Here is a 26,273-nt window from a genome sequence, read left to right on the forward strand (position 1 = left end):
ACTGCCCGAGGGGCCGACCAGCACCAGGAACTCCCCGTCGGCGACGTCGAGGTCCAGCCCGCTGACCGACGGCGCGGACGCCCCCGGATAGGTCAAGGTGGCGTGGTCGTAGGTGATGGCGGCCATGCGTGGTCCTTCCTGAGCCCGGACGTTCGGCGAACTGTGACACGAGCCGCTGCGCCACGCCACGGTCCGGTCCGCTTCGGTCTCGATCCGTGATCGTCACGGGGACCGGGTCAGCGCGTGGTGCGATCCTCCCGCAGCAGCACCAGCGCCGCGACGGCGGCCAGCCCGGCGGCGATCGCGGCACCGGCGAAGACGGTGTGCAGCTGGGTGAGCACGGCCTGGTCCAGGGCGGCGGAGTGGGCCGGGCAGTCGGCGGGCGAGGTGGGGCACAGCGTCAACGGCGAGCCGATGGCCTCGACCTCGGCGGTGAACCGGCGCAGTGCCACGGCGGTCAGCATCGACAGTCCGACGAGCATGCCGACGGTGCGCGCGACGACGGCCAGCGCGCTGGCGCTGCCGTGCACCGCCGGGCCGGTCACCGCCAGCAGCACCGCGTTGACCGGTGCGATCGCCAGGCCGAAGCCCAGGCCCGCGGCGAGCAGCACGACGGTCGACGTCCACCGGTCCAGCGAGGTCTCGCCCCAGCCGGTCATCGCCCACAGCGCCAGCGCGGCCAGCGCCGTGCCGGCGGCGGCGACCAGCCGCGGGGGGACCCGGCGGCACAGCCACCCGCCGGCCACCGCGCCCACGGGGACGGCGACGAGCAGCCGCAGCAGCACCAGCGCGGCGCCGAGCTGGTCGCCGGGCGTCGTCGTCGCCCGGGCGAACAGCGGGACGTCGACGAGCGCGGCGACCAGCGCCACCCCGACGAGCAGGTTGACCAGCAGCGCCCCCCAGGCGCCGGCCGGACGCAGCTCGGACAGCGGCAGCACCGGGTCGGGCGTGCGCCGCTCGTGCAGCCAGAACGCGACGGCGGCCGCGGCGGCCACCGGCAGCAGCACCGCGCCGTGCGCGACCACCTCGGTGGCGGGGTCGGCCGCGGCGAACGCCCACACCAGCGCGCCGAGCGCGACGACGGCGAGCAGCGAGCCGACGACGTCGACCTCGTGCAGCAGCCGCGGCACCCCGCGCAGCGGTAGCACCGCACCGGCGGGCGCGGTGAGACTCCGGGCGACCAGCGCTCCGGCGGCGACGACGGCGAGCAGCACCAGCGGTGTCGTCGCGGTCACGCCGTCGAGCAGCGGCACCCAGGCCAGGCCGAGGGTGACGTCCTCGGTCAGCGCCGGCGGCGCGGCGAGCTGCAGGCCCGCGGCGGCGCCGGCGACGGCGAGCAGCGCCAGCCCCAGCGGGTCCGGCCGCCGGCCGCCGGTGCCGACCACCCCGGCGGCGAGGGCCAGCCCGAGCAGCAGGTTCAGCCAGAACACCGCGCGCCAGTCGGCCACGGCGAGCACCGCGGCGCCGGCCAGCGGGCCGAGCACGGCACCGGCCTCCTGCACCGCGCCGACCACCCCGAGCGGCACCGCCCGGCGCTCGGGCTGCCAGCGGTCGGCGACCAGCGCGAGCGTCGCCGGCACCAGCCCGCCGGCGCCCACCCCCTGCAGGCCGCGCCCGGCGACGGCGGGGCCGAGACCGGTCGCCGTCGCGGTGAGCAGCGAGCCGAGGGCGAACAGCAGCAGGCAGCCGGCCAGCACGGGGACCCGGCCGCGCAGGTCGGCCAGGCGGCCCAGCAGCGGCAGCGTGGCGGTGTAGCCGAGCAGGAAGCCGCCGATGATCGGCGTGGCCCGCTGCAGCTCGTCGATGCCGACGCCGACGCCGGTGAGGATGTCGGGCAGGGCCAGGACGACGACGTAGGTGTCGGCCGCCGTGACCAGCACCGCCAGCGTCGCCAGGACGACCAGCGGCAGTCCCGGGGCGGCGCGGGGAACCGGCTCAGCCGACAGGCGGTGCGGTGATCTCGACATCGGCGCCCGGGTCGGAGAACTCGATGGTGAAGGTGGCGTCCTGGTCGGCGGCGTAGAACGGGCCGGTGAGCTCGGCGCGGCGCAGCTGGCCGCTGTCGGTGGCCACGGAGAAGCGGGCGTCCACCGGCTGGCTGGGGTCCTCGCTGGTGAGCACCTGCTCGACCAGGTCGCCGGGCACCTCGGCGGTCACCTCGCGCACCACCTCGCCGTCGACCCGCCGCTCCTCCCCCAGCTCGGCGGACTCGGCCTGCGCCAGGAACTGCGAGATGCCGGTGTCGGGGTCGAGCAGCGCGCCCGGGTCGCCGAAGCCGAACTGCGCGGGGTCGACGACGCTGAAGCCGCTGGTGAAGGGCAGCTGCGCGTACACGGTGCCCTCGACGGAGACGACGGCGAGGTCGAGCGAGGCCCCCGCCGCCAGGACCTGCAGGGTGCCCTCGAACGACGCCGGGCGCAGCACGTCGCCCTCCCCGCCGGTCAGCGCGGTGCCGGTGGTCGGCGCGCCCTCGCTGGTCAGCACGAAGTGCAGGCTGCTGGTCTCGTCGAGCGTCGTCTTGGCGCGGGCGAGCAGGTCGGCGGCGGACTCCTCGGGCTCCCCGCCCCCGCCGCCGCAGCCGGCGAGCGCGACCACGAGCACGGCACCCAGTGCGGCAGCGCGGCGCAGCATCCGACCGTCCTCCCGTCCGTGCCGGTCCGCCCGGCGCGGGCACGGTAGCGCGCCGGGATGTCCGACCGCGGGATCCGTCGGTGCCCACCGGCAGGGTGTGCGCGTGGACGTCCTCTTCATCGCCAGCGTCAGCGTGATCGCGCCCGACCCGGTCGCGAGCCGCTCCCTCTACGTCGACGCGCTCAGCCTGCCGTTGGAACGGCTCGGCGGGGAGTACTTCGCCAGCGAGCACATCGAGGGCAGCAGGCACTTCGGGGTCTGGCCGCTGAGCGAGGCGGCGCAGGCCTGCTTCGGCACCCCGGACTGGCCGGCCGGCCGCCCGGTCCCGCAGGCCAGCGTCGAGTTCGAGCTCGCCGACCCCGATGCCGTGGCCGCCGGAGCGACCGAGCTCGAGGAGCGCGGCCACACGCTGCTGCACGGGGCGCGCACCGAGCCGTGGGGGCAGACGGTGGCGCGGCTGCAGAGCGCCGAGGGGCTGGTGGTGGGGCTGTCCTACGCGCCCTGGCTGCACTGAGCGGCCCGGGCCCGGGCGATGCGCCCGGCGAGCTTGGCCTGCGCCTTGACCGGGAACGCGGCCAGCGCCGGCTCGAGCTGGGGGATCCGGTAGGGCTGGGTGGTCAGCGCGCGGAAGGCCAGGCCGGTGGTGACGCCGTGGCCGGGCCGGTGGACGACGCGCACCTCGTCGCCGGCGCCGACGTCGCCGGTCTCCAGCACCCGCAGGTAGGCGCCGGTGGCCCCGCGTGCGGTGAACCGCTTGACCAGGTCGGGCACGTCCCAGAACCGGGCGAAGGTGGCGCACGGCGTGCGCGGCGCGGTCACCTCGACCAGCGCCGTCCCGACCCGCCAGCGCTCGCCGATCTCGGCGTTCGTCAGGTCCAGCCCCGCCGTCCGCAGGTTCTCCCCGAACCGGCCCGGCGGCAGGTCGCGGTCGAGCTCGGCGGCCCACGAGCCGGCGTCCTCCTCGGCGAAGGCGTACACCGCCTGCCCCTCGCCGCCGTGGTGCTTGCGGTTGGCCTGGACGTCGCCGTCGAGCCCCAGCTCACCGACGGCGACCCGGCCTGCGACCGGTCGCTTGTCGATGCCGCTGCGGTCGGGCCGGCGCCCGGGGAGCGGGAGGAGGTCGGGACCGGAGACGCAGACGGCCAGCAGCCGCGGGGTCACTTCTTCGCGGCGGAGGGCTCGCTGGTGGACAGCGCGGCGACGAACGCCTCCTGGGGGACCTCGACGCGGCCGACCATCTTCATCCGCTTCTTGCCCTCCTTCTGCTTCTCCAGCAGCTTCCGCTTGCGGGTGATGTCACCGCCGTAGCACTTGGCGAGGACGTCCTTGCGGATGGCCCGGACGGTCTCGCGGGCGATCACCCGGGAGCCGACGGCGGCCTGGATGGGCACCTCGAACTGCTGCCGCGGGATCAGCTCGCGCAGCTTGCCGGCCATCATCACGCCGTAGCTGTACGCCTTGTCCTTGTGCACGATCGCGCTGAACGCGTCGACCGGCTCGCCCTGCAGCAGGATGTCCACCTTGACCAGCGAGGACTCCTGCTCGCCGGCCTCGGCGTAGTCGAGGCTGGCGTACCCGCGGGTGCGCGACTTCAGGGCGTCGAAGAAGTCGAAGATGATCTCGCCGAGCGGCAGCGTGTAGCGCAGCTCGACGCGGGACTCGCTGAGGTAGTCCATGCCGCCGAGCTGGCCGCGCCGGCTCTGGCACAGCTCCATGATCGCGCCGGTGTACTCGCTCGGCGCGATGATCGTGGCGTTGACGATCGGCTCGTAGACCCGGTCGATCTTGCCCTCGGGCCAGTCGCTGGGGTTGGTGACGGTGTGCTCGGTGCCGTCCTCCATCACCACCCGGTAGACGACGTTGGGCGCGGTGGAGATGAGGCTGATGCCGGCCTCGCGCTCCAGCCGCTCGCGGACGATCTCCAGGTGCAGCAGGCCGAGGAAGCCGACGCGGAAGCCGAAGCCCAGCGCCGCGGAGGTCTCCGGCTCGTAGGTCAGCGCCGCGTCGTTGAGCAGCAGCTTGTCCAGCGCCTCGCGTAGCAGCGGGTACTCGCTGCCGTCGATCGGGTAGAGGCCGGAGTAGACCATCGGCTTGGGGTCGCTGTACCCGCCGATGGGCTCGGCGGCCGGGCGGTGCTGCAGCGTGACGGTGTCCCCCACGCGGGACTGGCGGACGTCCTTCACGCCGGTGATGAAGTAGCCCACCTCGCCGACGCCGAGGCCGTCGACCGGCTTGGGCTCCGGGGAGATGACGCCGATCTCGAGCAGCTCGTGGGTGGCGCCCGTGGACATCATCCTGATCCGCTCGCGGCTGGCGATCCGCCCGTCGACGACGCGGACGTAGGTGATGACGCCCCGGTAGATGTCGTAGACGCTGTCGAAGATCATCGCCCGGGCGGGGGCGTCGGCGTCGCCCTCCGGCGCGGGGATCTGGGCGACGATCGCGTCGAGCAGCTCGGGCACGCCCTCGCCGGTCTTGCCGCTGACCCGCAGCACGTCCGCCGGGTCGCAGCCGATGATGTGCGCGATCTCGGCGGCGTAGCGCTCCGGCTGCGCGGCCGGCAGGTCGATCTTGTTGAGGACCGGGATGATCGTGAGGTCGTTCTCCAGGGCCAGGTAGAGGTTGGCCAGGGTCTGCGCCTCGATGCCCTGCGCGGCGTCGACCAGCAGGACCGCGCCCTCGCAGGCGGCCAGCGACCGGGACACCTCGTAGGTGAAGTCGACGTGGCCTGGGGTGTCGATCATGTCGAGGACGTACTCGGTGTCCCCGACCTCCCACGGCAGGCGCACGTTCTGCGCCTTGATGGTGATGCCGCGCTCGCGCTCGATGTCCATGCGGTCGAGGTACTGGGCGCGCATCTGCCGTGCCTCGATGATCCCGGTGACCTCGAGCATCCGGTCGGCCAGCGTCGACTTGCCGTGGTCGATGTGGGCGATGATGCAGAAGTTCCGGATCCGGGCGGGATCGGTCGCAGCGGGAGTCGTCACAGTGCTGCCATGGTCCCACGACCGGCCGGGGTCGCGGAGCACCGTGCCCGGCACCGTGCCCGGCACCGTGCCCGGAGGGCCTCGACCGACCGGGGTGGGACCCGGACGCCGACGCTGGTAACCTGGCAGGCCGGTCCGCTGACGCCTGCCGTCCGGACGCACCGACAGACCATCCCCCTGCGAGACACCGAGGCTCACGCGTGGCGAACATCAAGTCCCAGATCAAGCGGAACAAGACGAACGAGAAGGCGCGGCAGCGCAACGTCGCCGTCAAGTCCGCCCTGAAGACGGCCGTCCGCCGCTTCCGCGAGGCCGCTGCCGCCGGCGACACCGAGGCCGCGACCACCGCGCTGCAGCGGGCCGGCAAGGCGCTCGACAAGGCCGCCAGCAAGGGGATCATCCACAAGAACCAGGCCGCCAACCGCAAGTCGGGCATGGCCAAGCAGCTGACCAGCCTCTGAGCTGAGCTCACGACGAGCCCCGTCCCCCGTGGGGGACGGGGCTCGTCGGCGTCTGCGAGGTGCTGACCGGCCGGGGTCAGTACCGGCTGCGCGCGCGGGAGTCGCGGCCGGTGGTGGCACGGATGTCGACGATGCGGCGGACGGCGCGCTCGAGCGCGTAGTCGGCGCTGGCCGCCACGCCCTTGACGTCGGCGTTGAGCCCGGCGGCCACGCCGATCGCCTGCTGCAGCCCGTCGATGCTCCAGCCGCGCGCCTGGGTCTGGGCCTTCTTGACCTTCCACGGCGGCAGCTTCAGCGCCCGGGCCAGCTCGCCGGTGTTGGAGGTGTTGAGCGAGGTGACCCGGGCCGCGGTGCGGATGCCGTCGGCGATGGCGTCGGCGATGAGCACGTGCGCGACCCCGCGCTCGAGCGCCCACCGCAGCATCTCCAGCGATCCCTGCCGGTCGCCCACGAGCACCCGCTCGGCGACGGTGAAGCCGCTGACCTCGGCCTGCCCGCGGTGGAAGCGCGCGACGGCGTCGGCGTCGACCGTGCCGCCGACGTCGGCCACCAGCTGGGTGGCCGCCGACGACAGCGCCCGCAGGTCACCGCCGACGGCGTCGACCAGCGCGCCGACCGCGTCGGGGGTGATCCGGCCGCCGGCGGCGCGGACCTCGTTGCGGACGAACGCCGCCCGGTCGCCGGCCGAGGAGATCTTCGGGCACTCGTCGAGCGCCGCCCCGGCGGCGGTGAGGGTCTTCAGCAGCGCTTCGTTGCGCTTGCCGCCGTGGTGGACCACGACCAGCGTGAGGTCCGGGTCGGGGTCGGCGCAGTAGGCGGTCAGCGCGTCGACCAGGGCGCCGGCCGCCTCGTGCACGCCCGCGACGACGACGAGGCGGTGCTCGCCGAACAGCGAGGGGGCCAGGACGTCGGCGAGCTGGCCGACCGGCAGGCCGAGGGCGGTCAGCTCGTGCAGCTCGGCCTGCCGGTGCCGCTCCAGGACGGCGGCCCGCACGGCGGCGACGGCGCGCGAGCGCAGCAGCTCCTCCTCGCCGACGACGGCCCGCAGGCGGGAGGTCGGGGCGGGGGGTGCGGCGGCCACACCGGCATGGTGCCACGCCCTGCCGACGCTCCAGCGGTCCTCCGGAGGGTGGTGGGTCAGGCGTCCTCGCGGACCACGGCGGCGCCCCGGGCGGGTACGACCACCTCGCCGTCGACCGCCCGGCCGGTGAGCAGCTCGGTGCCGCGGGCGGGCACGCGCTGCTCCTGCCCGGTGTGGTCGAGGCAGAACACGTAGGAGCGCGCGCCGTCGTCGGAGACCCGGCGGACCACCTCGACGCCGGGCGGCACGGCGGCGACCGGCTCGACGCCGGCCTCCTCGAGCACCCGGCGCAGCAGCGCGTCCCAGGAGGCGTCGTCGAGCTGGGTGGCGACGTACCAGGCCACACCCCCGCCGGGCAGCGGGCGGCGGGTCACCGCCGGCTGGCCCGGCACCGGCCCGTCGAGCACGCGGGCCACCACCTCGACGTCGTCGTCGACGGTGCCCTCCTCGGACCAGACCGTCCCCCGCCAGCCGTGCTCGAGCTCGAGTGTCTCCCCGGGCAGCAGCGGCAGGACCTCGGTCATCCGCACGCCGAGCAGGTCGCGGAAGGCGCCCGGGTAGCCGCCGAGCCGGACGTGCTCGTGCTCGTCGACGATGCCCGACGAGCACGTGACGACGACGTGGGCTCCCGCAGCGCCCGCGGCGGCGATCGCCTCGGCGGTGGCGTCGGTGCACAGGTGCAGGGTCGGGACGACGACCACGCGGTGTGCGGCCAGCCGCCCGGCGAGATCGTCGGCGGCGACGGGGACGACGTCGCTGGTGACGCCCGCGGCGCGCAGCACCCGGTGCACCGCGCGGCCGGCGTCGAGGTAGTGCAGCAGCTCGGTCGGGCGGGAGGGGGCGTCGTTGGACCACCAGGCCTGGTGGTCGAAGACCTGCGCCACGTCGGCCCGCACCCGGGTGCCGCGCACCTCGTCGAGGCTGCGCAGGGCCCGGCCGAGCTCCTCGGCCTCCCGCCAGGTGCGCGAGTCGGTGCCGGCGTGCGGCAGCAGGCCCGAGTGGTGCTTCTCCGCGCCGGCCCGGCTGGCCCGCCACTGGAAGAAGCAGATGCCCTCCGCGCCGCGGGCGACGTGGACGAGACTGTCGCGGACCGCCTCCCCGGGCCGCTTGGCGACGTTGACCGGCTGCCAGTTGACCGCGGAGACCGAGTGCTCCATCAGCAGCCAGCGCCCGCCGCCGGCCAGCCCCCGGGTGAGGTCGGCGCAGAAGGACATCTCCGCGTGCGGGTCGGGCAGGCGGTGGTCGAGGTAGTGGTCGTTGGAGACCACGTCCTGGGTGGGCGCCCAGGTGCCGTAGTCCATGGCCCACTGGTGGCTGGTCACCATGAAGTTGGTGGTGACCGGGACGTCCGGGGTGACCCTCCGCAGCACCTCGGCCTCGGCGCGGTACTGCTCGAGCAGCTCGTCGGAGGAGAAGCGCAGGTAGTCCAGCCGCTGCGTGGGGTTGCCGGTGGCCGTCGTCCGCCGCGGCACGCCCACCTCGGCCCAGTCGCCGTAGCGCTGGCTCCAGAAGGCGGTGCCCCAGGCCGCGTTCAGCTCGGCGAGCCCGTCGGTGCCGCTGCCGTAGCGGCGCTGCAGCCAGCCGCGGAAGGCCTCGGCCGACACGTCGCAGTAGCAGTGTACGTTGTGGCAGCCGAGCTCGTTGTTGACGTGCCACATCGCCAGCGCCGGGTGCTGCGCGTAGTGCCGCGCCAGGTGCTCCACCAGGGCCAGCGAGCGCTCCCGGAAGACCGGCGAGGACGGGCACCACGTCTGCCGCCCGCCGATGGCGAAGCGGGTGCCGTCCTCGGCGACGGGCAGCACCTCCGGGTGCAGCCGGGCCAGCCACGGCGGCGCCGACGCGGTGGCGGTGGCGAGGTCGACCCGGATCTCGCCGTCGTGCAGCAGGTCCAGGACCTCGTCGAGCCACCCGGTGTCGAACCGGCCGGGTTCGGGCTCGAGCAGCGCCCAGCTGAACACCCCGACGGTGACCAGGTCGACGCCGGCCTCCCGCATGAGGGCGACGTCCTCGGCCCAGACCTCACGCGGCCACTGCTCGGGGTTGTAGTCCCCGCCGAAGGAGATCGAGTCGGTGGGCCAGCGGCTCACCTGTCCGACCCCGCGGCCAGGCCGGCCCGCCAGTACCGCTGCAGCACGAGGAACGTGATGATCAGGGGGATCACCGACACCAGGGAGCCGGTGACGGTGAGGATCTGCAGCTGCGGGTCGCGCGACACCTGGGACTGCCAGGAGAACAGCCCGAAGGTGATCGGCCAGAGCTGGTCGTTGCGCAGCATGATCAGCGGCAGCAGGAAGTTGTTCCAGATCACGACGAACTGGAACAGGAAGATCGTCACCAGCGCCGGGCTCATGAGCCGGACGGCGATGGTGGAGAAGATCCGCCACTCGCTGGCGCCGTCGAGCCGGGCGGCGTCGATGAGCTCGTCGGGCACCGAGGCGGCGGCGAAGATGCGCGACAGGTACACGCCGAACGGGCTGACGATGCTGGGGAGGAACACCGCCCAGAAGGTGTTGGTCAGGCTCACCCGCGCGAAGAGCAGGAACAGCGGCAGGGCCAGCGCGGTCGCCGGCACCAGCACCCCGCCGAGGACGATCGAGAACAGCAGCTCCCGGCCGCGGAACTCGTACTTGGCCATGGCGTAGCCGGCCATCGCGGCCAGCAGCGTGCCGACCGCCGCACCCAGCCCGGCGTAGAGCAGGCTGTTGAGCGCCCAGCGCAGGAAGACGCCGCCGTCGCGGGCGAACAGCTCCGACAGGTTCTCCCCGAGGTTCCAGTCGGCGAACCAGAAGCCGTTGCTGTTGATCAGGTCCGGCTGGGACTTGGTCGCGTTGACGATCAGCCAGTAGACCGGCAGCAGGAAGTACACGGCCGCGGCGACGAGGACGACCATCGCCACGACGACCGAGGCCGGGGACTCCTGGGTCGCCCCCCGGCGCATCAGCCGCGACCGCGACGACCGCGGCGGGGTGGCACTCTGCTCGCCCTGGACGGGTGCCACGGTGCTCACAGTCCCGACCTCCTCGCGGTCGCCCGGAGGAACGCGAAGGAGAGGATGAAGGTGGCGACGGCCAGGACCACGGACATGGCGGCGGCCAGCGGGTAGTTGTTCGCGCTCGCGGTGGTGTAGGCGAGCAGGTTGGGCGTGTAGCTCGACGTCACATTGGTCGAGATGGCCCGGAAGACGATGGGCTCGGTGAACAGCTGCAGCGTGCCGATGATGGAGAACACCCCGGTGAGGATCAGCGCGGGCAGCACGAGCGGGATCTTGATCGACCACGCGGTGCGGAGACCGCCGGCGCCGTCGACCTTGGCGGCCTCGTAGACCGACTGCGGGATCGCCTGCATGGCCGCGAAGATGATCAGCATGTTGTAGCCGGTGTAGGTCCAGGTCACCACGTTGGCGATCGACCACAGGATGGTGCCCGAGCCGAGGAACTCGACGTCGATGCCGCCGTCCTGCAGCAGGCCCACGATGGGGCTCAGCTGCGGGCTGTAGAGGAACGCCCACATCAGCGCGGCGATGACGCCGGGGATGCCGTAGGGCAGGAAGTACACGATCCGGAAGGTGCGCTTGAGGCGCGCGACCGCCGAGTCGAGCAGCAGGGCGAGCAGCAGGGCGAAGCCGAGCATGACCGGCACCTGCACGACGCCGAAGAGCAGGACCCGCCCGACGCCGTTGAGGAAGGCCGGGTCGGTGACCACCCGGGAGTACTGCTCGAGCCCCGCGAAGGTGGTGGTGGTCTCGCCGAAGATCCCGCCGGTGCGCTCGGTCTTGGTCAGGCTCTGGACGATCGCGTACCCGATGGGCAGCAGGTAGAAGAGGACGAACGGGACCAGGAACGGCAGGGTGAACCAGATCCAGGCCCGCGAGCGGACCGCCGTCCTCCCCTGCCGCCGCGGCGCGGCGGCAGGGGAGGACGGCGTGGTCGGCGGAGCGACGGCGGCCATGACGGGTGTCAGGTCAGTCCGCGACCTGGACGCCCTGGCTCTCCAGCGACTCCACCGACGCGGACTGGGCGTCGGTCAGTGCCTCGGAGAGCGTGCCCTGACCGTTGAGGGCGGCGGTGAAGCCGTCGCTCATGGCCGTGTAGGTGTCGGTCATGGTCGGACCCCACGTGAAGTCGGTGTCGACCTGGCCCGAGGCCTCGGTGAAGATCGAGAAGATCTCCTGGCCGCCGTAGAACTCGACGCCCTCCTGCAGAGCGGGCAGCTCCGAGCCGGCGTTGGCCGCCGGGAAGAGGCCACCGAGCTCGTTGGCCATGGCCAGCGCCTCGGGGTCGGTGTTGAGCCACAGCGCGAACTGGGCCGCCTCGGCCGGGTGCTCGGTGCCGGAGAGCACGGCGGTGGTCGACCCACCCCAGTTGCCGGCGGCCTCGTCGCCCTCCGACCACTGCGGCATGGGAGCGACCCGCCACAGCCCCGCGGTGCTGGCCGCGTTGTCCCGGATGGTCGAGTAGCCCCAGGCCGCGGACGGCCAGCTGGCGACCTGGCCGGAGTTCCACGCGGCGTAGAGGTCGGGCGAGAAGCCCTGCAGGTTCGTGGCGACGAGGTCCTCGTCGATCATCCGCTGCCAGTAGTCGGCGACCTCCTGCGCCTCCGGGCTGTCGACGTTGACCTGCACCTGGTCGCCGTCGAGCTCGAAGAGGCTGGCACCGCGCTGCCACAGCAGGCCGGTGAACCAGTTCGCGTCGCCCTGCGGGAAGTGGGTGATGTAGGCGCCGGTGGCCTGCTTGAGGGTCTTGGCGGCCTCGTAGTACTGCTCCCAGGTGGTCGGCGGCTCGGTGATGCCGGCCTGCTGGAAGAGGTCCTCCCGGTAGAACAGCGCCATCGGACCGGTGTCCTGCGGGATCGCGTAGACGCCGTCGTCGCCGAGCTGCACCTGCGACCAGGTCCAGTCGACGAAGTCACCGGAGGCGTCGGAGATGCCCTCGCAGGCGCTGATGTCCTGCAGCCCGTCCTGCAGCCGGAAGCTCGACAGCGAGTCGTACTCGATCTGGCTGAGGTCGGGTGCGGTGCCGGCCTCGAGCCCGTTGAACAGGTTGCTGTAGGTACCGGCGTTGCCGGCCGGGGTGGTCTCCACCTCGACCTGGATGTCGGGGTTCTCCTGGTTCCACATGTCCACGACCTGGTCCATGCCCGGCACCCAGGTCACGAAGTTCAGCGTGACCTCGCCGTCGGACGCGGCGCAGTCGGTGGAGCCGCCCCCGCCTCCACCTGCTGCCGTGTCCTCGTCCCCGCCCCCGCCGCACGCGGCCAGGGCGAGCATGGGCAGGGTCATCGCGGCCACCATCAGGCGGCGCTGGTGCTTCACAGAAAACTCCTCGTCATTGGGGGGTCCGGCAGAGGGTGACCTTTCGCTGTGGCGGACGTCAAGGAGCCGGGCCGCGTCCGGCCACCCCCCAGTCGTCGTCGGAACCGACGACGGCGAGATCGCCCTGCTGATCCGTGCGGTGCACCCGCATTCCGGACCGAGAGAGTACGGAGAGCAGGCCCGGCGCCGGGTGCCCGTAGGGGTTGTCGGCGCCGACCGAGACCAGCGCCACCCGGGCGCCGGTGGCGGCCGGGAACGCCGGGTCGACGTCGCCGCTGCCGTGGTGCGGGACCTTCAGGACGTCGGCACGCAGGTCGACCCCGCGGTCGAGGAGCCGCGCCTCCGCGGTCGCGCTCAGGTCCCCGGTGAGCAGCACCCGCACGCCCCGGTGGGTGAGCCGCACGACCAGGGACAGGTCGTTGGGCTCCGCGGTCGCCGTCGCGATCTCCGGTGGCGGGGCGAGGACCTCCACCGTCGCACCGCCGACGGTCCGCACGTCGCCGGGGACGAGCGTCTCGCGCCGGGCGCCGGACCGGGCGGCCAGCCGGTCGAGGGCGGCCCGGCGGTCGTCGGCCGGGGACAGCGTGCCGGTGGCGACCGTCCCGACCGCCCGCCCGGTCAGCGCCCCGGCCAGGCCGCCGGCGTGGTCGGCGTCGAGGTGGGAGAGCAGCACCAGCGGGAGGGTGTCGATGTCCAGCGCGTCCAGGCAGCGGTCGACCGGGCCGACCTCGGGTCCGGCGTCGACCAGGACGCCCTCCCCCGGGCCGGTGGGCACCACGAGCGCGTCGCCCTGCCCGACGTCGCACGCCACGACCACGGCGCCGGCCGGCGGCCAGCCGCCGGTCACCTGGCGCAGCGGCCAGCCGAGGACCACCAGGCCGACGAGGACGGCGAGGGCCAGCGCGCGCAGCCGCCGGTACCGCCACAGCACCAGCCCGGCGAGCAGCACGACCGCGGTGAGCAGCAGGGCCCCGCGCGTGCCGGCCGGCCAGCCGGTCGCCGCGTCGGGCAGGCCGGCCGCCGTCCGCGCGACGGCCACCAGCCACCGCGCCGGCCAGCCGGCGACCCACACGAGGGCGGCACCGGCGGGCGGCACCACCGCCCCGACGAGCGCGCCGAGCAGGCCGAGCACCGTCGCGGGCGCCACGGCCGGGGCGGCGAGCAAGTTGGCCGGCAGGGACACGGGACTGACCAGGCCGGACAACCCGGCGACCAGCGGCGCGGTGGCCACACCGGCGGCCGCCGCGACGGCCACCGCGTCGGCGAGGACGCCGGGCCACCGGCGTCGCTGCAGTGCGCGGGACCAGCCCGGCGAGAGCAGCACGATGGCCGCCGTCGCGGTGACCGACAGGGCGAAACCGGCGTCGCGGGCGAGGCGGGGGTCGAGCAGCAGCAGGACCGTCACCGCCGCGGCGAGCGCGGGCACCGCCACGCGGGAACGGCCGGAGGCCAGCGCCAGCAGGCCCACCCCGCCCATCGCCGCCGCCCGGACGACGCTGGCCGTCGGCCGGGCCAGCACGACGAACCCGGCCAGCGCGACGACGGCGACCAGCGCCTGCACCCGGCGGTCGACCGCCCGGCGCCGCAGCGGCGCGAGCACCCCGGCCAGGACGATCGCCACGTTGGCGCCGGACACGGCCGTGAGGTGGGACAGCCCGGCGAGCCGGAAGTCCTCGGTGAGGACCGGGTCCATCGCCCGGGTGTCCCCGACCACCAGGCCCGGCAGCAGGCCGGCCTCCGGGGCGTCGAGGACGCGGGCCGCCGAGCCGGCCAGCCCGTCGCGCAGCCCGCCGGCCAGGCGCTGCACCCAGGGCGCGTCGCCGACTCGCTGCGGGGGTCCGCGGGCCGAGAGCCGGGCGACGACGCCGTCGGCTGCGGGAGCCGCGGCGACGGCGACCCGCGCCCGCAGCCGCTGTCCCGGGACGACGTCGGCCCAGCCGTCCGCGGGCGCGAAGACCACCACGGCGGCGCTCAGGTGGACCGTGCGCCGGCCGTCGTCGAAGCCGGTGACCGTGGCGTCGAGGACCAGGCGCGGCGCCGCCGTGCTCCCCACCCGCCGGGGGTCGCCGTCCACCTCGAGCTGATCAATCACGGACCGCACCCCCGGGCCGTCGGCCAGCCGCGAGGCCCCCGCGGCGGCCCCCCGCACGGCCGCGACCCCGGCCGCGGTGGCCACCGCGGCGAGCACGGCGAGGGCGACGAGCGCCCCGGCGCGGTGGCGCCGGCGCGACACGACCAGCCCGGCGACCACCGCCGCAGCCGCGAGGGCCGCCGGCACGACCGGCGGGAGGGGGCCGGTGGCGAGGGTGACGGTCCAGACGGCGACGGCGACGGGCACCAGCCGCAGGTCCAGCCAGGTCCAGCGGTCCGGCGGCGCGCCGGTCACACCCGCACCAGATCGGCCAGCTCGGCGTAGATGGCCGGGCCGATGCCCGGGACGTCGTCGAGCTGCTCGACGCTGGTGAAGCGGCCGTGGTCCTCGCGGTGGGCGACGATCCGCTCGGCCAGCACCGGGCCGATGCCGGGCAGGGCGTCGAGGTCGGCGACGGTGGCGGCGTTGAGGTCCAGCGGCCCGGCCGGTGCACCGGCCTGCCCCGGGGCGGCGGCGGGGTCCGCCTGCGGTGCGGCGCCGGGCACCCCGACGGCGATCTGCTGGCCGTCGGCCACGACCGCGGCCAGGTTGACCGACGCGGGGTCGGCCTCGGGCAGCAGCCCGCCGGCGGCGGCGACCGCGTCGGCCACGCGCGCTCCCTCGGGCAGGGTCACGAGGCCGGGCCGGGCGACCAGGCCGACCACGGAGACGACGACGGTCGGCTGCGCGCCGGCGGTCTCCCCCACCGACGGCGACGCCGGCGCCGCCGCGGAGGTCACGGCCGGCGGTGCGGGCTCCACGCGCGGCCGGTCGAGCCAGGTCCACCCCGCCAGCGCCAGGCCGGCCAGGAGACCCGCCACCCACAGCGCCCGGCTGCCGCGCCGGCCGGGGTCGACGCGCACCGTCCGCGCCGGTGCGCGGTGGCGTCCCAGCGCGCCGGGCAGCGCGTCGTCGGGGTCCGGCTCGTCGTCGGCGTCGTGGCCCGGTCCGGCATCGTGGTCCGGTCCGTCGCCGAGGTCGAGGTCGCCGTCGAGCGGATCGCGTGGAGGGTCGTCGTCGGGGAGCCAGCCGGACCGCCGCCCCTCGGCCAGCAGCACCCGCAGGCGGGCACGGATGACGTCGGCGTCGTCACGGCGGGAGGTCAGGCGCACGCGGCGGACGGTAGGCAGGCGGCGGGCCGGCGCCGACGGTCGCGCGGGGTCCTGTGGACGGCCTCCCCGCCTGTGGACGCGCAGCGGTCGAGGAGCGGCGGCCGGGTGCACGCTGCGCCGGTGACCGCCCTCCTGCGTTCAGTCCTCCCGGCACTCCGTGTCGGGAGCGGGCTCGTCCTGCGTGTCCGCTGGCTGTTCCGCGGGCGCCACGACCACGCCCACCGCGCCCGGGCCGACGTGCGCGCCGATGACCGCGCCGAGCTCGCTGACGTGCAGCTCCCGCATGTCGGGGATCGCCTCGCACAGCTGGGCGGCGAGCTTCTCGGCGCGGTCGGCGGCGGCCAGGTGGTGCACCGCGACGGAGGCGCCCGGGCCGCCGGCGGCCTCGGCGGCCCGCTGCACCATGCGGCTGATCGCGCGGGTGGTGGTCCGGACCCGCTCCAGCGGCACGACCCGGCCGTCGACCACGTGCAGCACCGGCTTGATCGACAGTGCCGTGCCGAGCAGGGAGGCGGCGGAGCCGATCCGGCCGCCGCGGCGCAGGTGCTCGAGGGTGTCGACGACGAACAGCGTGCGGGTGCGCGCGGCGGCCGTGTTCGCGACCGCCGCGACCCCGGCGGCGTCGGCTCCCGCCGCGGCGGCTCGCGCGGCGGCGAGGACGGCGAAGCCGGTGCCCATGGCCGTCGAGCGGGTGTCGACGACGGTCACCAGGTGCTCGCCGACCTGCGCGGCGGCCAGGCGGGCGGCGTCCCAGGTGCCGGAGAGGTCGGCCGACAGGTGGACCGAGACCACCCGGTCGGCGCCGGCTGCCAGGCGCCGGCGGTAGGCGGCGACGAAGTCCCCCGGTGTGGGCCGGGAGGTCGACACCCGCTGCCCGCGGACGGCCAGCGCGCGGGCCACGTCCCCGGGGGTCACGTCCTCGCCCTCGCGCCCGCTGCGTCCGGCCAGGACGACGTAGCAGGGCACCACCTCGATGCCGTACTGCGCGACCAGCTCGGGCGGCAGGTAGGCCGTGGAGTCGGTGACCACGGCGACGGGCATCAGCCGAGGCTAGCCCGCAGCCGGCCGTGGGTCCGCCGGGGTGCCGCCGGCTGCCGCCCCGGGTCTCAGGACAGCGCGTCGGCGTCCTGGGCCGGGGGCGCGCCCTCCGGCGTGGCACCGGCGTCGAGCACGGCGCCTCCGGCCCGCCCGTCCGCCTCCGCCGCCGCCGGGACGACGGTGACCGCGCAGTTGTGCCGGACGAGCCGCCACCGCTCCCCCTGCCGGACGAGCTCGCTCCAGCCGCAGTTGGCCAGCGGGCCGAACACCCGCCGGTGCTGCGGTCCCAGTCCGAGCAGCGCCTCCATCAGCCGCCCGGCGGTCCCGCCGTGGGTGACCACCACGGCGACGTCAGCCGCCGGGAGGTCGGCGAGGGCGGCGAGGGCCCGGGCGACGACGGCCGCGTTCTCCTCGCCGCCCCGACCGCGCACCGGCCGCCCGGCGGCCCAGTCGGCGAACTGGTCGGGGTACCGGTCGGCCACCTCGTCCCGGGTGAGCCCCTCCCAGCAGCCCAGCCCGTGCTCGCGCAGGCGCTCGTCGAGCCGCAGCGGGACGCCGAGCAGCGCGGTCAGCGCCGCGGCGGTGTCGGCGGCGCGGACGAGGTCGCTGGAGACGACGACGGTCGAGCCGGGGTGCAGCCCGCCGGCGACCAGGTGCGGCGCCGTGCGGACCGCCTGTGCCCGGCCCTCGGCGTCCAGCGGCGGGTCCAGCTGCCCCTGGAAGCGGCCGGTGGCGTTCCACTCCGTGCGCCCGTGCCGCCACACGACCAGGCGCGGGACGGGCAGGTCCGGCAGGGCGGGCAGGTCGGCCGGGACGGCGGCCGTCACCGGCCGGTCGCGTCCGGGTCCCCGGGCTCCCCCGCGGCCCCGTCGACCAGCGGGTCGCCCTCGAGCAGGTCGTCGTCGAGCAGGTCCTCGTCGGTGGTCGCGCCGGGTGCGGGCTCGTCCGGGTCGGGTGCCAGCAGCACGGAGCCGGCGCCGGCCGGGTCCACGTCGTCCGCCGAGAGGGGCGCGGCGGCGGCGCCGTCACCGGACGGGACGGCCCGGTCGACGAAGGGGATGGTCGGGCAGTCCTTCCACAGCCGCTCGAGGGCGTAGTAGGCGCGCTCCTCGGCGTGCTGGACGTGCACGACGACGTCGACGAAGTCGAGCAGCACCCAGCGGGCCTCCGCGACGCCCTCGCGCCGCACCGGCTTGATCCCGCGCCCCCGCAGCCGCTCCTCCACCTCGTCGACGATCGACTGCACCTGGCGCTCGTTGGGCGCGGAGGCCAGCACGAAGGCGTCGGTGATCGCCAGCCGGTCGCTGACGTCGACGATCGACACGTCGGTGGCGAGCTTGTCGGCTGCGGCCTGGGCGGCGAGCAGCGCGGTCTCCCGCGCCTCGGCCGAGGCGGTCATCGGGGCACCTCCTGGAGGGCGGTCGACGGGGGGTCGGACGGGCCGGCGGGGGGCCGGCCGGAACCCGGGGCACCGGGACGGCGGGCGACCGGGCCCGAGCGGTAGAGGCCGCGCTTCTCGATGTACTGGACGACCCCGTCGGGCACGAGGTACCAGACCGGCATGCCGCGAGCGACACGGTCGCGGCAGTCGGTGGAGCTGATGGCCAGCGCCGGCACCTCGACGAGGCTGACCACACCCTCGGGCAGGTGCCCGTCGGCCAGGGTGAACCCGGGACGGGTGACCCCGACGAAGTGCGCCAGCCGCAGGAACCGCTCGCTGTCGCGCCAGGTGAGGATCTGCGCGAGCGCGTCGGCGCCGGTGATGAAGAACAGCTCGGCGTCCGGGCGCTGCCGGTGCAGGTCGGTGAGCGTGTCGATCGTGTAGGTCGGGCCCTCGCGGTCGACGTCGACGCGGCTGACGGTGAACCGCGGGTTGGAGGCGGTGGCGATGACGGTCATCAGGTAGCGGTCCTCGGCGGGGCTCACCGCGCGCTCGGTCTTCTGCCAGGGCTGGCCGGTGGGGACGAACACGACCTCGTCCAGCCCGAACAGGCCGGCCACCTCGCTGGCGGCCACCAGGTGACCGTGGTGGACGGGATCGAACGTCCCGCCCATCACGCCGATCCGGGTCCCGGTCACCGACCGAGCCTAACCGGGCCCCGTCCGGGCCGGTGACCCGATGGAACGGCCCCTCGCTCAGAGGGTGGTGACGAAGTCGGCGAGCTGGGTGGCGTTGCGGCACTCGACCATGTCGACGAGCTCGCCGTAGCGGTCGGCCGCCGAGTCACCACTGCCCCACAGCCGGCGCGGCTCGGGGTTGAGCCAGTGCGCCGAGCGGGCGCGGCGGACGAGGTCGGCCAGCACCGGCAGCCCCGGCTGGCGGTAGTTGGTCCGCCCGTCGCCGAGCACGAGCAGCGACGTCTTCGGCCCGACGGCGGTCGGCCAGCGGTCGGCGAAGACCTCCAGGGCGTTGCCGTAGTCGCTGTGCCCGTCGAAGGCCACGACGTCGGCCTCCCGCCCGATCCGCGCGATGGCGCCGGCGACGTCGGCACCGGGGCGGAAGAAGCGGGTCACCTCGTCGGTGGAGTCGACGAAGGCGAACGCGCGTACGCCGGAGAAGTGCTCGCGCAGCGCCTGGGTGAGCATCAGCGTGAAGTGGCTGAACCCGGCCACCGAGCCGCTGACGTCGCAGAGCACGACCAGCTCGGGCTTGTGCACCTTCCGCGGCCGGTGGTGGGTGACCACCGGCACCCCGCCGGTGCCGAGCGAGGCCCGTACCGTGCGGCGGAAGTCCAGCCGGCCCTCGCGGCCCATCCGCCGCCGCGCCGACAACCGCACCGCCAGCCGCCGGGCCAGCGGCGCCACCGCCCGCCGCAGCTCGGCGAGGTCGGCCTGCTGGGCCCGCAGGAAGTCGACCTGCTCGGCCAGCGGCCGCACGGCGCTCTTCGCCACCCGGTCCCGGCCCCGCTCGGCGGCACTGCGCCGGCGCACCTCGGCGTCGACCGCGGCCCGGAAGGCGGCCAGCCGCTCGCGCACGGTCTGCCGGGCGACCTGCTCGGCCAGCCCGCCGCGGCCGCCGTCCCCCAGCAGGCCGGCCAGCAGCTGCGCGACCAGGGTGTCGGGTGAGAGCGCCCGCATCACCCGGTAGCCGAAGTACGACTGCCCCGACGGCGAGGCCGGCGCCCGCCCGAGCTGGTCGACCGCCCGGCGGGCGAAGCGGCGCAGCGCCTCGTCGTCGCCCTCGAGCAGCAGCCGGGCCAGCTCGGCGCGCATCCGGTCGGAGAGGTCCCGCTGGTCGCCGTGCCCGTCGGGCAGGTCCAGCGTGCGGGCGTCGTCCCCAGGGTCCTCGCCGTCGGAGGACGGGTCGCCGGGCGCCCCGGAGCCGGCCGGGCGGTCCGACAGCGGCCACCACAGGTCGAACAGCACGTCGTAGGCCCGGCGCTGCGAGGCGCGCTGCAGCAGCACCGCCGCCAGCCCGTGCCGCAGCTGCTCGCGCTCCAGCAGGTCGACCACGGTGAGGATCTCCGCGGCGTCGACGGCCTGGCTGATCCCCACCGGGATGCCGGCCTCGCGGACCGCGCGCACGAAGCCGTCCAGGTGGCCGGCCAGCCCGCCGGGGGCGACCGGTCCGGCGGCCGGTCCGGCGGGCGACGGCGCGGACATCAGTTGAGCCGCAGCTCGGCGGCGGCGCGGTCCTGGTCGCTGGCGTGCTTGAGCACCACGCCGAGCGTCGAGCGGACCGCGGCCTCGTCGAGGGTGTCCAGCCCGAGCTCCAGCAGCGTCTGCGCCCAGTCGAGGGTCTCGGAGATCGACGGGGACTTCTTCAGCTCCATCGCCCGCAGCGCGCGGATGGTGCGCACCAGCTGCTCGGCCAGGCCCGGTGCCAGGTCGGGCACCCGGGAGAGCACGATCTCCCGCTCCCGCTCGGCCGAGGGGTAGTCCAGCGACAGGTACAGGCAGCGCCGCTTGAGCGCCTCGGACAGCTCGCGGGTGGCGTTGGAGGTCAGCACCACCGTGGGCCGGCGGGTGGCGGTCACCGTGCCGAGCTCGGGGATGGTGACCTGGAAGTCGCTGAGCACCTCCAGCAGCAGCCCCTCGACCTCGACGTCGGCCTTGTCGGTCTCGTCGATGAGCAGCACCGTGGGCTCGCTGCGCCGGATGGCGGTCAGCAGCGGCCGGGAGAGCAGGAACTCCTCGCCGAAGATGTCGTCGTGGACGGTGTCCCAGTCCGCGCCGTCCCCACCCTGCGCGGCCTGGATGCGCAGCAGCTGCTTCTTGTAGTTCCACTCGTAGAGCGCCCGCGCCTCGTCGAGGCCCTCGTAGCACTGCAGCCGGATCAGCTCCGACCCCGTCGCCGCGGCCAGCGCCTTGGCCAGCTCGGTCTTGCCGGTGCCCGCGGGTCCCTCGACCAGCAGCGGCTTGCCCAGCCGGTCGGCGAGGAAGACCGTCGTCGCGATCCGCTCGTCCGGCAGGTAGCCGGCCGTCGACAGCCGCTTGCCCACGTCGGCGACGGAGGAGAACTGCGGCGACTGCGTCGGGGGGCGGGGCATGGGGCTCCTCGGGGAGGGCGCCGGTCAGCGGGTGTGGCCGCTGCCGGTGACGACGTAGGTGGTGCTGGTCAGCTCGGGCAGGCCCAGCGGGCCGCGCGCGTGCAGCTTCTGGGTGGAGATGCCGATCTCGGCACCGAAGCCGAACTCGCCGCCGTCGGTGAACCGGGTGGAGGCGTTGACCATGACGGCGGCGGCGTCGACCCCGGCGGTGAACGCGGCGATGGCCGAGGCCGAGTCGGCGACGATCGCCTCGGTGTGCCCGCTCCCCCACCGCGCGACGTGGTCGAGGGCGGCCGGCAGGTCGTCGACGACCCGCACCGCCATGTCCATCGACAGGTACTCGGTGGCCCAGTCCTCGTCGGTGGCCGGGACGACGGCGTCGTGCGCGGCGCGGGCGGCGTCGTCGCCGTGCAGCGTGACCCCGGCCTCGGCCAGCGCGGCGAGCAGCCGCGGCAGGAACGGCACGTCGCGGTGCACCAGCAGCGTCTCCGCGGAGTTGCAGACGCTCACCCGGTGGGTCTTGGAGTTGAGCACGACCGCCTCGGCGGTGACCGGGTCGGCGGAGGCGTCGACGTAGACGTGGCAGTTGCCGACACCGGTCTCGATCACCGGCACCTGCGCCTCGCGCACCACCCGCTGGATGAGCGAGGCGCCGCCGCGCGGGATGACGAGGTCGACGTGCCCGCGGGCGCGCAGCAGCTCGCCCACCGAGGAGCGGTCGGCCGGCAGCAGCTCGACCGACCCCTCCGGCAGGCCGGCCTTCTGCGCCGCCTCCGACAGCACCGCGACCAGGGCCGCGTTGGTGCGGTACGCCGACGCCGACCCGCGCAGCAGCGCCGCGTTGCCGCTCTTCAGGCACAGCCCGGCGGCGTCGACGGTCACGTTGGGCCGCGCCTCGTAGACGATGCCGACCACCCCGAAGGGCACCCGGACCTGGCGCAACTCCAGCCCGTTGGGCAGCCGGGAGCCGCGGACGACGTCGCCCACCGGGTCGGGCAGGGCGACCAGCTCGCGCAGCGCGGCGGCGACGCCGGCCACCCGCGGGGCGTCCAGCCGCAGCCGGTCGAGGACCGACGCCGGGGTCCCCTCGGCCGTCGCGGCCTCGACGTCGAGCGCGTTGGCGGCCAGCAGGTCGTCGGTGCGCTCGACCAGCGCGTCGGCCATCGCCGAGAGGGCGGCGTCCTTGACGTCGGTCGGCAGCGTGCGCAGCACGCGGGCGGCGGCGCGGGCGCGCAGGACGGCGGCCCCGATCAGCGGCAGCTCGACGGCATCGGACACGTCCGGGAGCCTACGCGCCGGGCTCTCCACCGGACGCTGTGCGACCTGTGTGAGAATGGTTCTCATGTCCAGGACCCTGCCGCCCGCCGTCGCCACCGTCGCCGCCCTCCTGCTGACCGGGTGCGGTTCGGCCGACGCGGGCGGGGGCGGGGACGACGGGGTGCGGGTCGAGGCCGCCTTCTACCCCCTGCAGTGGGCCGCCGAGCGGATCGGCGGCGACCGGGTCGAGGTCGCCTCCCTCACCCCGCCCGGGGCCGAGCCGCACGACCTGGAGCTCACGCCGCAGGACGTCGCCGCGCTCACCGAGGCCGACCTCGTCGTCTACCTCGCGGGGTTCCAGCCCGCGGTCGACGACGCCGTCGCCGAGGCCGGGGACGCCGCCTGGGACGCCGGCCAGGCGGCCGACCTCTCGCTGCCGACCGAGGCACACGAGCACGGGGACGAGACGGAGGAGGAGCACGCCGGGCACGCCGGCGAGGAGGACGGGGAGGTCGCCGACCCGCACTTCTGGCTCGACCCGACCCGCCTGGCCGACGTCGGCGACGCGCTCGCCGACCGCCTCGCCGAGGTCGACCCGGACGGCGCGGACGCCTTCCGCGACAACGCCGCGGCACTGCGCGCCGACCTGGAGACCCTCGACGCCGAGATGCAGCAGGGCCTGGCCGACTGCGCGGTGACCACGCTGGTCACCAGCCACGACGCCTTCGGCTACCTCGCCGACCGCTACGGGTTCGAGGTGGCCGCCGTCAGCGGGCTGAGCCCCTCGGCCGAGCCGACCCCGGAGCAGCTGGCCGAGATCTCTACGCTGGTCCGCGAGCGCGGCGTGACGACCGTCTACACCGAGACCCTCGTCGACCCCGCCGTCGCCGAGACCGTTGCCGAGGAGGCCGGGGTGCAGACCGCCGTCCTCGACCCGCTCGAGGGCCTCACCGACGAGTCGGCCGGCGAGGACTACCTCGACGTCATGCGCGCCGACCTCGCCACGCTGCGGGAGGGGCAGGGCTGCGCATGAGCGACCCCGCGGTCCGGCTGGTCGGCGCCACGATCGGCTACGGCGACGTCGCGATCGTCCGCGACGCCGACCTGACCGTGCAGCCCGGCGAGGCGGTCGCGGTCCTGGGCTCCAACGGCTCGGGCAAGACGACCCTCTCCCGCGGCCTGCTCGGCCTGGCCACCGTCCTCGGCGGCACCGTCGAGGTGCTCGGCGCCCCGGTCGGGCGGCTGCGCGAGCGCGGCCGCGTCGGCTACGTCCCGCAGCGGCACACCGTCAGTGGCGCCATGCCGGCCACCGTGCGCGAGGTCGTCGGCGTCGGGCGGCTCCCCCGGCTGGGGCTGTTCGGCCGGCTGGGCCCGCGCGACCGGGCCGCCGTCGCCGAGGCCGTCGACGCCGTCGGCCTGGCCGACCGGCTCGAGGACCCGGTGGCCTCGCTCTCCGGCGGCCAGCAGCGCCGCGTGCTGGTGGCCCGCGCCCTGGCCGCCGAGCCGGAGCTGCTGGTCATGGACGAGCCGACCGCCGGGGTCGACGCCGCCAGCCAGGCGGCCCTGGCCACCGTGCTGGCGCGGGTGTCGGCGGCCGGCACGACACTGCTGGTGGTGACCCACGAGACCGGCCCGCTGTCGGGCGTGCTCACCCGCGCGGTCGTCGTCGACTCCGGCCGGATCACCTCCGACGGGCCGCTGGGCGCGGTCGGCCCGGTGGCCGCCGGCCCCGACTGCCACCACCCGGAGGAGACCGCGCCGCCGGTGCGCGGCTACCGGCTCGACCAGCCGCGGCCGGCGCCCGACGCCGTCCGCGCGCGGAACGGGAGCCGCTGACGTGGAGCTGCTCGAGTACGGGTTCATGCAGCGCGCACTGCTGGCCAGCGTCATGGTCGGCCTGGCCGCGCCGGCGGTCGGCGTCTTCCTCGTCCAGCGGCGGCTGTCACTGCTCGGTGACGGGCTGGGCCACGTCGCGCTGACCGGGGTGGCCCTCGGCGTGCTCACCTCCACCGCGCCGGTGGGGACGGCGCTGGTCGCGGCGGTGCTGGGCGCGGTGCTCATCGAGCTGGTCCGCGCCCGGGGGCGCACCAGCGGCGACGTCGCGCTCGCGGTCCTGTTCTACGGCGGCATCGCCGGCGGTGTCGTGCTGCTGTCGCTGGCCCCGCGCGGGCAGGCGACCAACCTCGACGCGTTCCTGTTCGGCGCCATCACGACCACGACGGCCGCCGACGTCGCCGTCTTCGCCGTGATCACCGTCGTCGTCCTGGCCGTCGTCGCGCTGCTCGGGCGGCGGCTGTACGCGGTGAGCGACGACGAGGAGTACGCCCGCGCCGTCGGCCTGCCGGTGCTGGGGCTCAACGTGGTGCTGGCCGTGCTGGTGGCCTCCACCGTGGTGCTGTCGATGCGGGTGGTCGGGCTGCTGCTCATCAGCGCGCTGATGATCCTGCCCAGCGCCGTGGCCCAGCTCGTGGGCCGCAGCTTCCGCAGCACGCTGTACCTGGCCTGCGCGATCGGCGTCGTCGTGAGCGTGGCGGGCACCGCGGGCTCCTACTACACCGGCACGCCCTCGGGCGGCACGATCGTGCTGCTGACCATCGCGCTGTTCCTGCTGGTCACCGTGGCCGTCACCCTGCGCGACGCGACCGCGCGGCGGCGGCACGGCCGCCGGGTCGAGGTGCACGCCGCCCACCCGCACGAGCACGGCGAGGGCTGCGGGCACCGGGCGGTGCCGCACGACGACCACGTCGACTACGACCACGACGGGCACCTGCACGCGCCGCACCGCACCGGCTCGGGGGTCCACTACGACGAGCACGTCGCCGCGGCCCCGCCGGTGGGGACGGAGCGGCCGTGAGCGCGCCCGAGGTCCCGGTCCGCCGGCAGACCCGGCAGCGCACCGCGGTGCTGGCGCTGCTGGAGGAGCTCGACGGGTTCCGCACCGCGCAGGACCTGCACGCGCTGCTGCGCGAGCGGGGCGACGCCGTGGGCCTGGCCACCGTCTACCGCGCCCTGCAGGCCCTGGTCGACGACGGCCTGGTCGACGTGCTGCGCAGCGAGGACGGCGAGGCCGCCTACCGGCGGTGCTCGCCGGTGCACCACCACCACCTGGTGTGCCGCTCCTGCGGGCGCACCGTGGAGGTCGCCGACCCGCCGGTGGAGCGCTGGGCGGCGAAGGTGGCCGCCGACCACGGCTTCGCCGACGTGCAGCACCAGCTGGAGGTCTTCGGCACCTGCGGCTCCTGCACCGCCGCTCAGCGGTAGGGGTCGGTCACCTCGCGCAGCCGGGTGAGCGCCGCGCGCAGCTGGGCGGTGGTCTCCTCCCCCAGGTGCGCGGTCCACTCGGCCTCCACCTCGGCCTCCACCCGGCGGGCGATCGCCACCAGCTCCCGCCCGCGCTCGGCGATCTGCACCAGCCGGGCCCGGGCATCGGTGGGGTCGGGCACGCGGCGGACGTAGCCGGCGCGCTGGAGCTGGTCGACGAGGTGGCCGGCGGTCTGCTTGGTGACCAGCGCCTGCGCGGCCAGGTCGGTCAGCCGGGTGCCGGAGGGGCCGATCCGGGCGGCGATGCGGCCCTGGGCGAGCGTGATGTCGCCGTGCCCCTCGGCCGCCAGGGCCGCGAGCACCCGGGCCTCCATCGCCCGGTGCGGGTAGAAGCACAGCAGGGCCAGGTTCTGGTGCTCCTGCTCCCGGCCCGGGCGGTCCCCGTTCTGCCGGACCTCGTCGCGAACGCTCACGATCCCCCTTGACGTTGGTCAGACGATCTGACTGAATAGT

General features: G+C 75.4%; 25 protein-coding genes. 6 read left to right on the plus strand and 19 right to left on the minus strand.

The features are described from left to right. Positions 1–236: 236 nt before the first annotated feature. Together ACI8AD_RS13745 and ACI8AD_RS13750 are read right to left on the minus strand one after the other, a co-directional pair. A complete protein-coding gene (locus ACI8AD_RS13745; RefSeq protein WP_456871093.1) occupies positions 237–1,967 on the minus strand; it encodes an MFS transporter in 1,731 nt (576 codons plus the stop codon). After that, positions 1,936–2,631, minus strand: coding sequence for an LppX_LprAFG lipoprotein (locus ACI8AD_RS13750; protein ID WP_456871094.1), 696 nt, complete (start codon positions 2,629–2,631; stop codon positions 1,936–1,938). Before ACI8AD_RS13750 ends, ACI8AD_RS13745 begins: the two co-directional genes overlap by 32 nt. Before the next feature lie 103 nt (positions 2,632–2,734). Here ACI8AD_RS13750 and ACI8AD_RS13755 point away from each other — a divergent pair, with 103 nt between their 5' ends. Then, positions 2,735–3,145 (plus strand): hypothetical protein, encoded by a 411-nt coding sequence (locus ACI8AD_RS13755; protein ID WP_456871095.1) that lies wholly within the window; start codon positions 2,735–2,737, stop codon positions 3,143–3,145. Here ACI8AD_RS13755 and ACI8AD_RS13760 read toward each other — a convergent pair. Both ACI8AD_RS13760 and lepA read right to left on the minus strand, forming a co-directional pair. Next, the gene (locus ACI8AD_RS13760) at positions 3,124–3,792 is read right to left on the minus strand and encodes an MOSC domain-containing protein (protein ID WP_456871096.1); all 669 of its coding nucleotides are present in this window, start codon (positions 3,790–3,792) and stop codon (positions 3,124–3,126) included. The genes ACI8AD_RS13755 and ACI8AD_RS13760 overlap by 22 nt on opposite strands. Next, entirely contained in the window at positions 3,789–5,618 is a 1,830-nt protein-coding gene (gene lepA, locus ACI8AD_RS13765; RefSeq protein ID WP_456871097.1) for a translation elongation factor 4, read from the minus strand. Before lepA ends, ACI8AD_RS13760 begins: the two co-directional genes overlap by 4 nt. 200 nt (positions 5,619–5,818) lie before the next feature. On the opposite strand from lepA, the gene rpsT reads away from it, so the two are divergent. Beyond that, positions 5,819–6,079: a 30S ribosomal protein S20 gene (gene rpsT / locus ACI8AD_RS13770; RefSeq protein ID WP_089404955.1), complete on the plus strand. Its 261-nt coding sequence runs from the start codon at positions 5,819–5,821 to the stop codon at positions 6,077–6,079. 76 nt (positions 6,080–6,155) lie between these two features. Here the strand turns inward: rpsT and holA are convergent, their stop codons facing one another. The 14 genes from holA to ACI8AD_RS13840 form a co-directional block, all read right to left on the minus strand. After that, on the minus strand, positions 6,156–7,160 hold the full coding sequence (gene holA / locus ACI8AD_RS13775) for a DNA polymerase III subunit delta (RefSeq protein ID WP_456871098.1): 1,005 nt from the start codon (positions 7,158–7,160) through the stop codon (positions 6,156–6,158). A gap of 56 nt (positions 7,161–7,216) precedes the next feature. Next, complete coding sequence (locus ACI8AD_RS13780; protein WP_456871099.1) at positions 7,217–9,247, minus strand: beta-galactosidase; 2,031 nt, start codon at positions 9,245–9,247, stop codon at positions 7,217–7,219. Continuing rightward, entirely contained in the window at positions 9,244–10,167 is a 924-nt protein-coding gene (locus ACI8AD_RS13785; RefSeq protein WP_456871100.1) for a carbohydrate ABC transporter permease, read from the minus strand. Before ACI8AD_RS13785 ends, ACI8AD_RS13780 begins: the two co-directional genes overlap by 4 nt. After that, positions 10,164–11,108: a carbohydrate ABC transporter permease gene (locus ACI8AD_RS13790; protein ID WP_456871101.1), complete on the minus strand. Its 945-nt coding sequence runs from the start codon at positions 11,106–11,108 to the stop codon at positions 10,164–10,166. The genes ACI8AD_RS13785 and ACI8AD_RS13790 overlap by 4 nt, the downstream gene beginning before the upstream one ends. Before the next feature lie 13 nt (positions 11,109–11,121). Further along, the gene (locus tag ACI8AD_RS13795; RefSeq protein ID WP_456871102.1) at positions 11,122–12,471 is read right to left on the minus strand and encodes an ABC transporter substrate-binding protein; all 1,350 of its coding nucleotides are present in this window, start codon (positions 12,469–12,471) and stop codon (positions 11,122–11,124) included. 58 nt (positions 12,472–12,529) lie between these two features. Beyond that, positions 12,530–14,857, minus strand: coding sequence for a ComEC/Rec2 family competence protein (locus ACI8AD_RS13800; RefSeq protein ID WP_456871103.1), 2,328 nt, complete (start codon positions 14,855–14,857; stop codon positions 12,530–12,532). Continuing rightward, positions 14,854–15,714 carry a ComEA family DNA-binding protein gene (locus tag ACI8AD_RS13805; protein ID WP_456871104.1) on the minus strand — a complete coding sequence of 287 codons (861 nt, stop codon included), beginning with the start codon at positions 15,712–15,714 and terminating at the stop codon, positions 14,854–14,856. The genes ACI8AD_RS13800 and ACI8AD_RS13805 overlap by 4 nt, the downstream gene beginning before the upstream one ends. A gap of 138 nt (positions 15,715–15,852) precedes the next feature. Further along, positions 15,853–16,755 (minus strand): DegV family protein, encoded by a 903-nt coding sequence (locus tag ACI8AD_RS13810; RefSeq protein WP_456871105.1) that lies wholly within the window; start codon positions 16,753–16,755, stop codon positions 15,853–15,855. 65 nt (positions 16,756–16,820) lie between these two features. After that, entirely contained in the window at positions 16,821–17,579 is a 759-nt protein-coding gene (locus ACI8AD_RS13815) for a histidine phosphatase family protein (protein WP_456871106.1), read from the minus strand. Then, entirely contained in the window at positions 17,576–18,151 is a 576-nt protein-coding gene (gene rsfS / locus ACI8AD_RS13820; protein WP_456871107.1) for a ribosome silencing factor, read from the minus strand. The genes ACI8AD_RS13815 and rsfS overlap by 4 nt, the downstream gene beginning before the upstream one ends. Further along, positions 18,148–18,831, minus strand: coding sequence for a nicotinate-nucleotide adenylyltransferase (nadD, locus tag ACI8AD_RS13825; protein ID WP_456871108.1), 684 nt, complete (start codon positions 18,829–18,831; stop codon positions 18,148–18,150). The genes rsfS and nadD overlap by 4 nt, the downstream gene beginning before the upstream one ends. A gap of 57 nt (positions 18,832–18,888) precedes the next feature. After that, positions 18,889–20,355, minus strand: a complete 1,467-nt coding sequence (locus tag ACI8AD_RS13830; RefSeq protein ID WP_456871109.1) for a vWA domain-containing protein — start codon at positions 20,353–20,355, stop codon at positions 18,889–18,891. Then, positions 20,355–21,242 carry an AAA family ATPase gene (locus tag ACI8AD_RS13835; RefSeq protein WP_456871110.1) on the minus strand — a complete coding sequence of 296 codons (888 nt, stop codon included), beginning with the start codon at positions 21,240–21,242 and terminating at the stop codon, positions 20,355–20,357. The genes ACI8AD_RS13830 and ACI8AD_RS13835 overlap by 1 nt, the downstream gene beginning before the upstream one ends. Before the next feature lie 24 nt (positions 21,243–21,266). Further along, positions 21,267–22,520 (minus strand): glutamate-5-semialdehyde dehydrogenase, encoded by a 1,254-nt coding sequence (locus ACI8AD_RS13840; RefSeq protein WP_456871111.1) that lies wholly within the window; start codon positions 22,518–22,520, stop codon positions 21,267–21,269. A 64-nt stretch (positions 22,521–22,584) separates the two neighbouring features. Between ACI8AD_RS13840 and ACI8AD_RS13845 the strand changes: the two genes are divergently transcribed. Genes ACI8AD_RS13845 through ACI8AD_RS13860 form a run of 4 tightly spaced genes read left to right on the plus strand, consistent with a single transcriptional unit; the run spans position 22,585 to position 25,760 of the window. Beyond that, entirely contained in the window at positions 22,585–23,532 is a 948-nt protein-coding gene (locus ACI8AD_RS13845) for a metal ABC transporter substrate-binding protein (RefSeq protein WP_456871112.1), read from the plus strand. Then, positions 23,529–24,335 (plus strand): metal ABC transporter ATP-binding protein, encoded by an 807-nt coding sequence (locus ACI8AD_RS13850; protein ID WP_456871113.1) that lies wholly within the window; start codon positions 23,529–23,531, stop codon positions 24,333–24,335. Before ACI8AD_RS13845 ends, ACI8AD_RS13850 begins: the two co-directional genes overlap by 4 nt. 1 nt (position 24,336) lies before the next feature. After that, the gene (locus tag ACI8AD_RS13855) at positions 24,337–25,353 is read left to right on the plus strand and encodes a metal ABC transporter permease (protein ID WP_456871114.1); all 1,017 of its coding nucleotides are present in this window, start codon (positions 24,337–24,339) and stop codon (positions 25,351–25,353) included. After that, entirely contained in the window at positions 25,350–25,760 is a 411-nt protein-coding gene (locus tag ACI8AD_RS13860) for a Fur family transcriptional regulator (protein ID WP_456871115.1), read from the plus strand. The genes ACI8AD_RS13855 and ACI8AD_RS13860 overlap by 4 nt, the downstream gene beginning before the upstream one ends. Here ACI8AD_RS13860 and ACI8AD_RS13865 read toward each other — a convergent pair. Further along, a complete protein-coding gene (locus tag ACI8AD_RS13865) occupies positions 25,751–26,233 on the minus strand; it encodes a MarR family winged helix-turn-helix transcriptional regulator (RefSeq protein ID WP_456871116.1) in 483 nt (160 codons plus the stop codon). The genes ACI8AD_RS13860 and ACI8AD_RS13865 overlap by 10 nt on opposite strands. Between the last annotated feature and the right edge of the window lie 40 nt (positions 26,234–26,273).

Source organism: Geodermatophilus sp. SYSU D00766 (assembly GCF_054049915.1).

Excerpts from the sequence above, each read along its gene's own strand:
- ACI8AD_RS13835 (WP_456871110.1), bottom strand. The coding sequence starts at position 21,242 with ATGCCCCGCCCCCCGACGCAGTCGCCGCAGTTCTCCTCCGTCGCCGAC.
- ACI8AD_RS13830 (WP_456871109.1), bottom strand. The coding sequence starts at position 20,355 with ATGTCCGCGCCGTCGCCCGCCGGACCGGCCGCCGGACCGGTCGCCCCC.
- ACI8AD_RS13810 (WP_456871105.1), bottom strand. The coding sequence starts at position 16,755 with ATGCCCGTCGCCGTGGTCACCGACTCCACGGCCTACCTGCCGCCCGAG.
- ACI8AD_RS13745 (WP_456871093.1), bottom strand. The coding sequence starts at position 1,967 with ATGTCGAGATCACCGCACCGCCTGTCGGCTGAGCCGGTTCCCCGCGCC.
- rsfS (WP_456871107.1), bottom strand. The coding sequence starts at position 18,151 with ATGACCGCCTCGGCCGAGGCGCGGGAGACCGCGCTGCTCGCCGCCCAG.
- ACI8AD_RS13845 (WP_456871112.1), top strand. The coding sequence starts at position 22,585 with ATGTCCAGGACCCTGCCGCCCGCCGTCGCCACCGTCGCCGCCCTCCTG.
- ACI8AD_RS13850 (WP_456871113.1), top strand. The coding sequence starts at position 23,529 with ATGAGCGACCCCGCGGTCCGGCTGGTCGGCGCCACGATCGGCTACGGC.
- ACI8AD_RS13790 (WP_456871101.1), bottom strand. The coding sequence starts at position 11,108 with ATGGCCGCCGTCGCTCCGCCGACCACGCCGTCCTCCCCTGCCGCCGCG.
- ACI8AD_RS13750 (WP_456871094.1), bottom strand. The coding sequence starts at position 2,631 with ATGCTGCGCCGCGCTGCCGCACTGGGTGCCGTGCTCGTGGTCGCGCTC.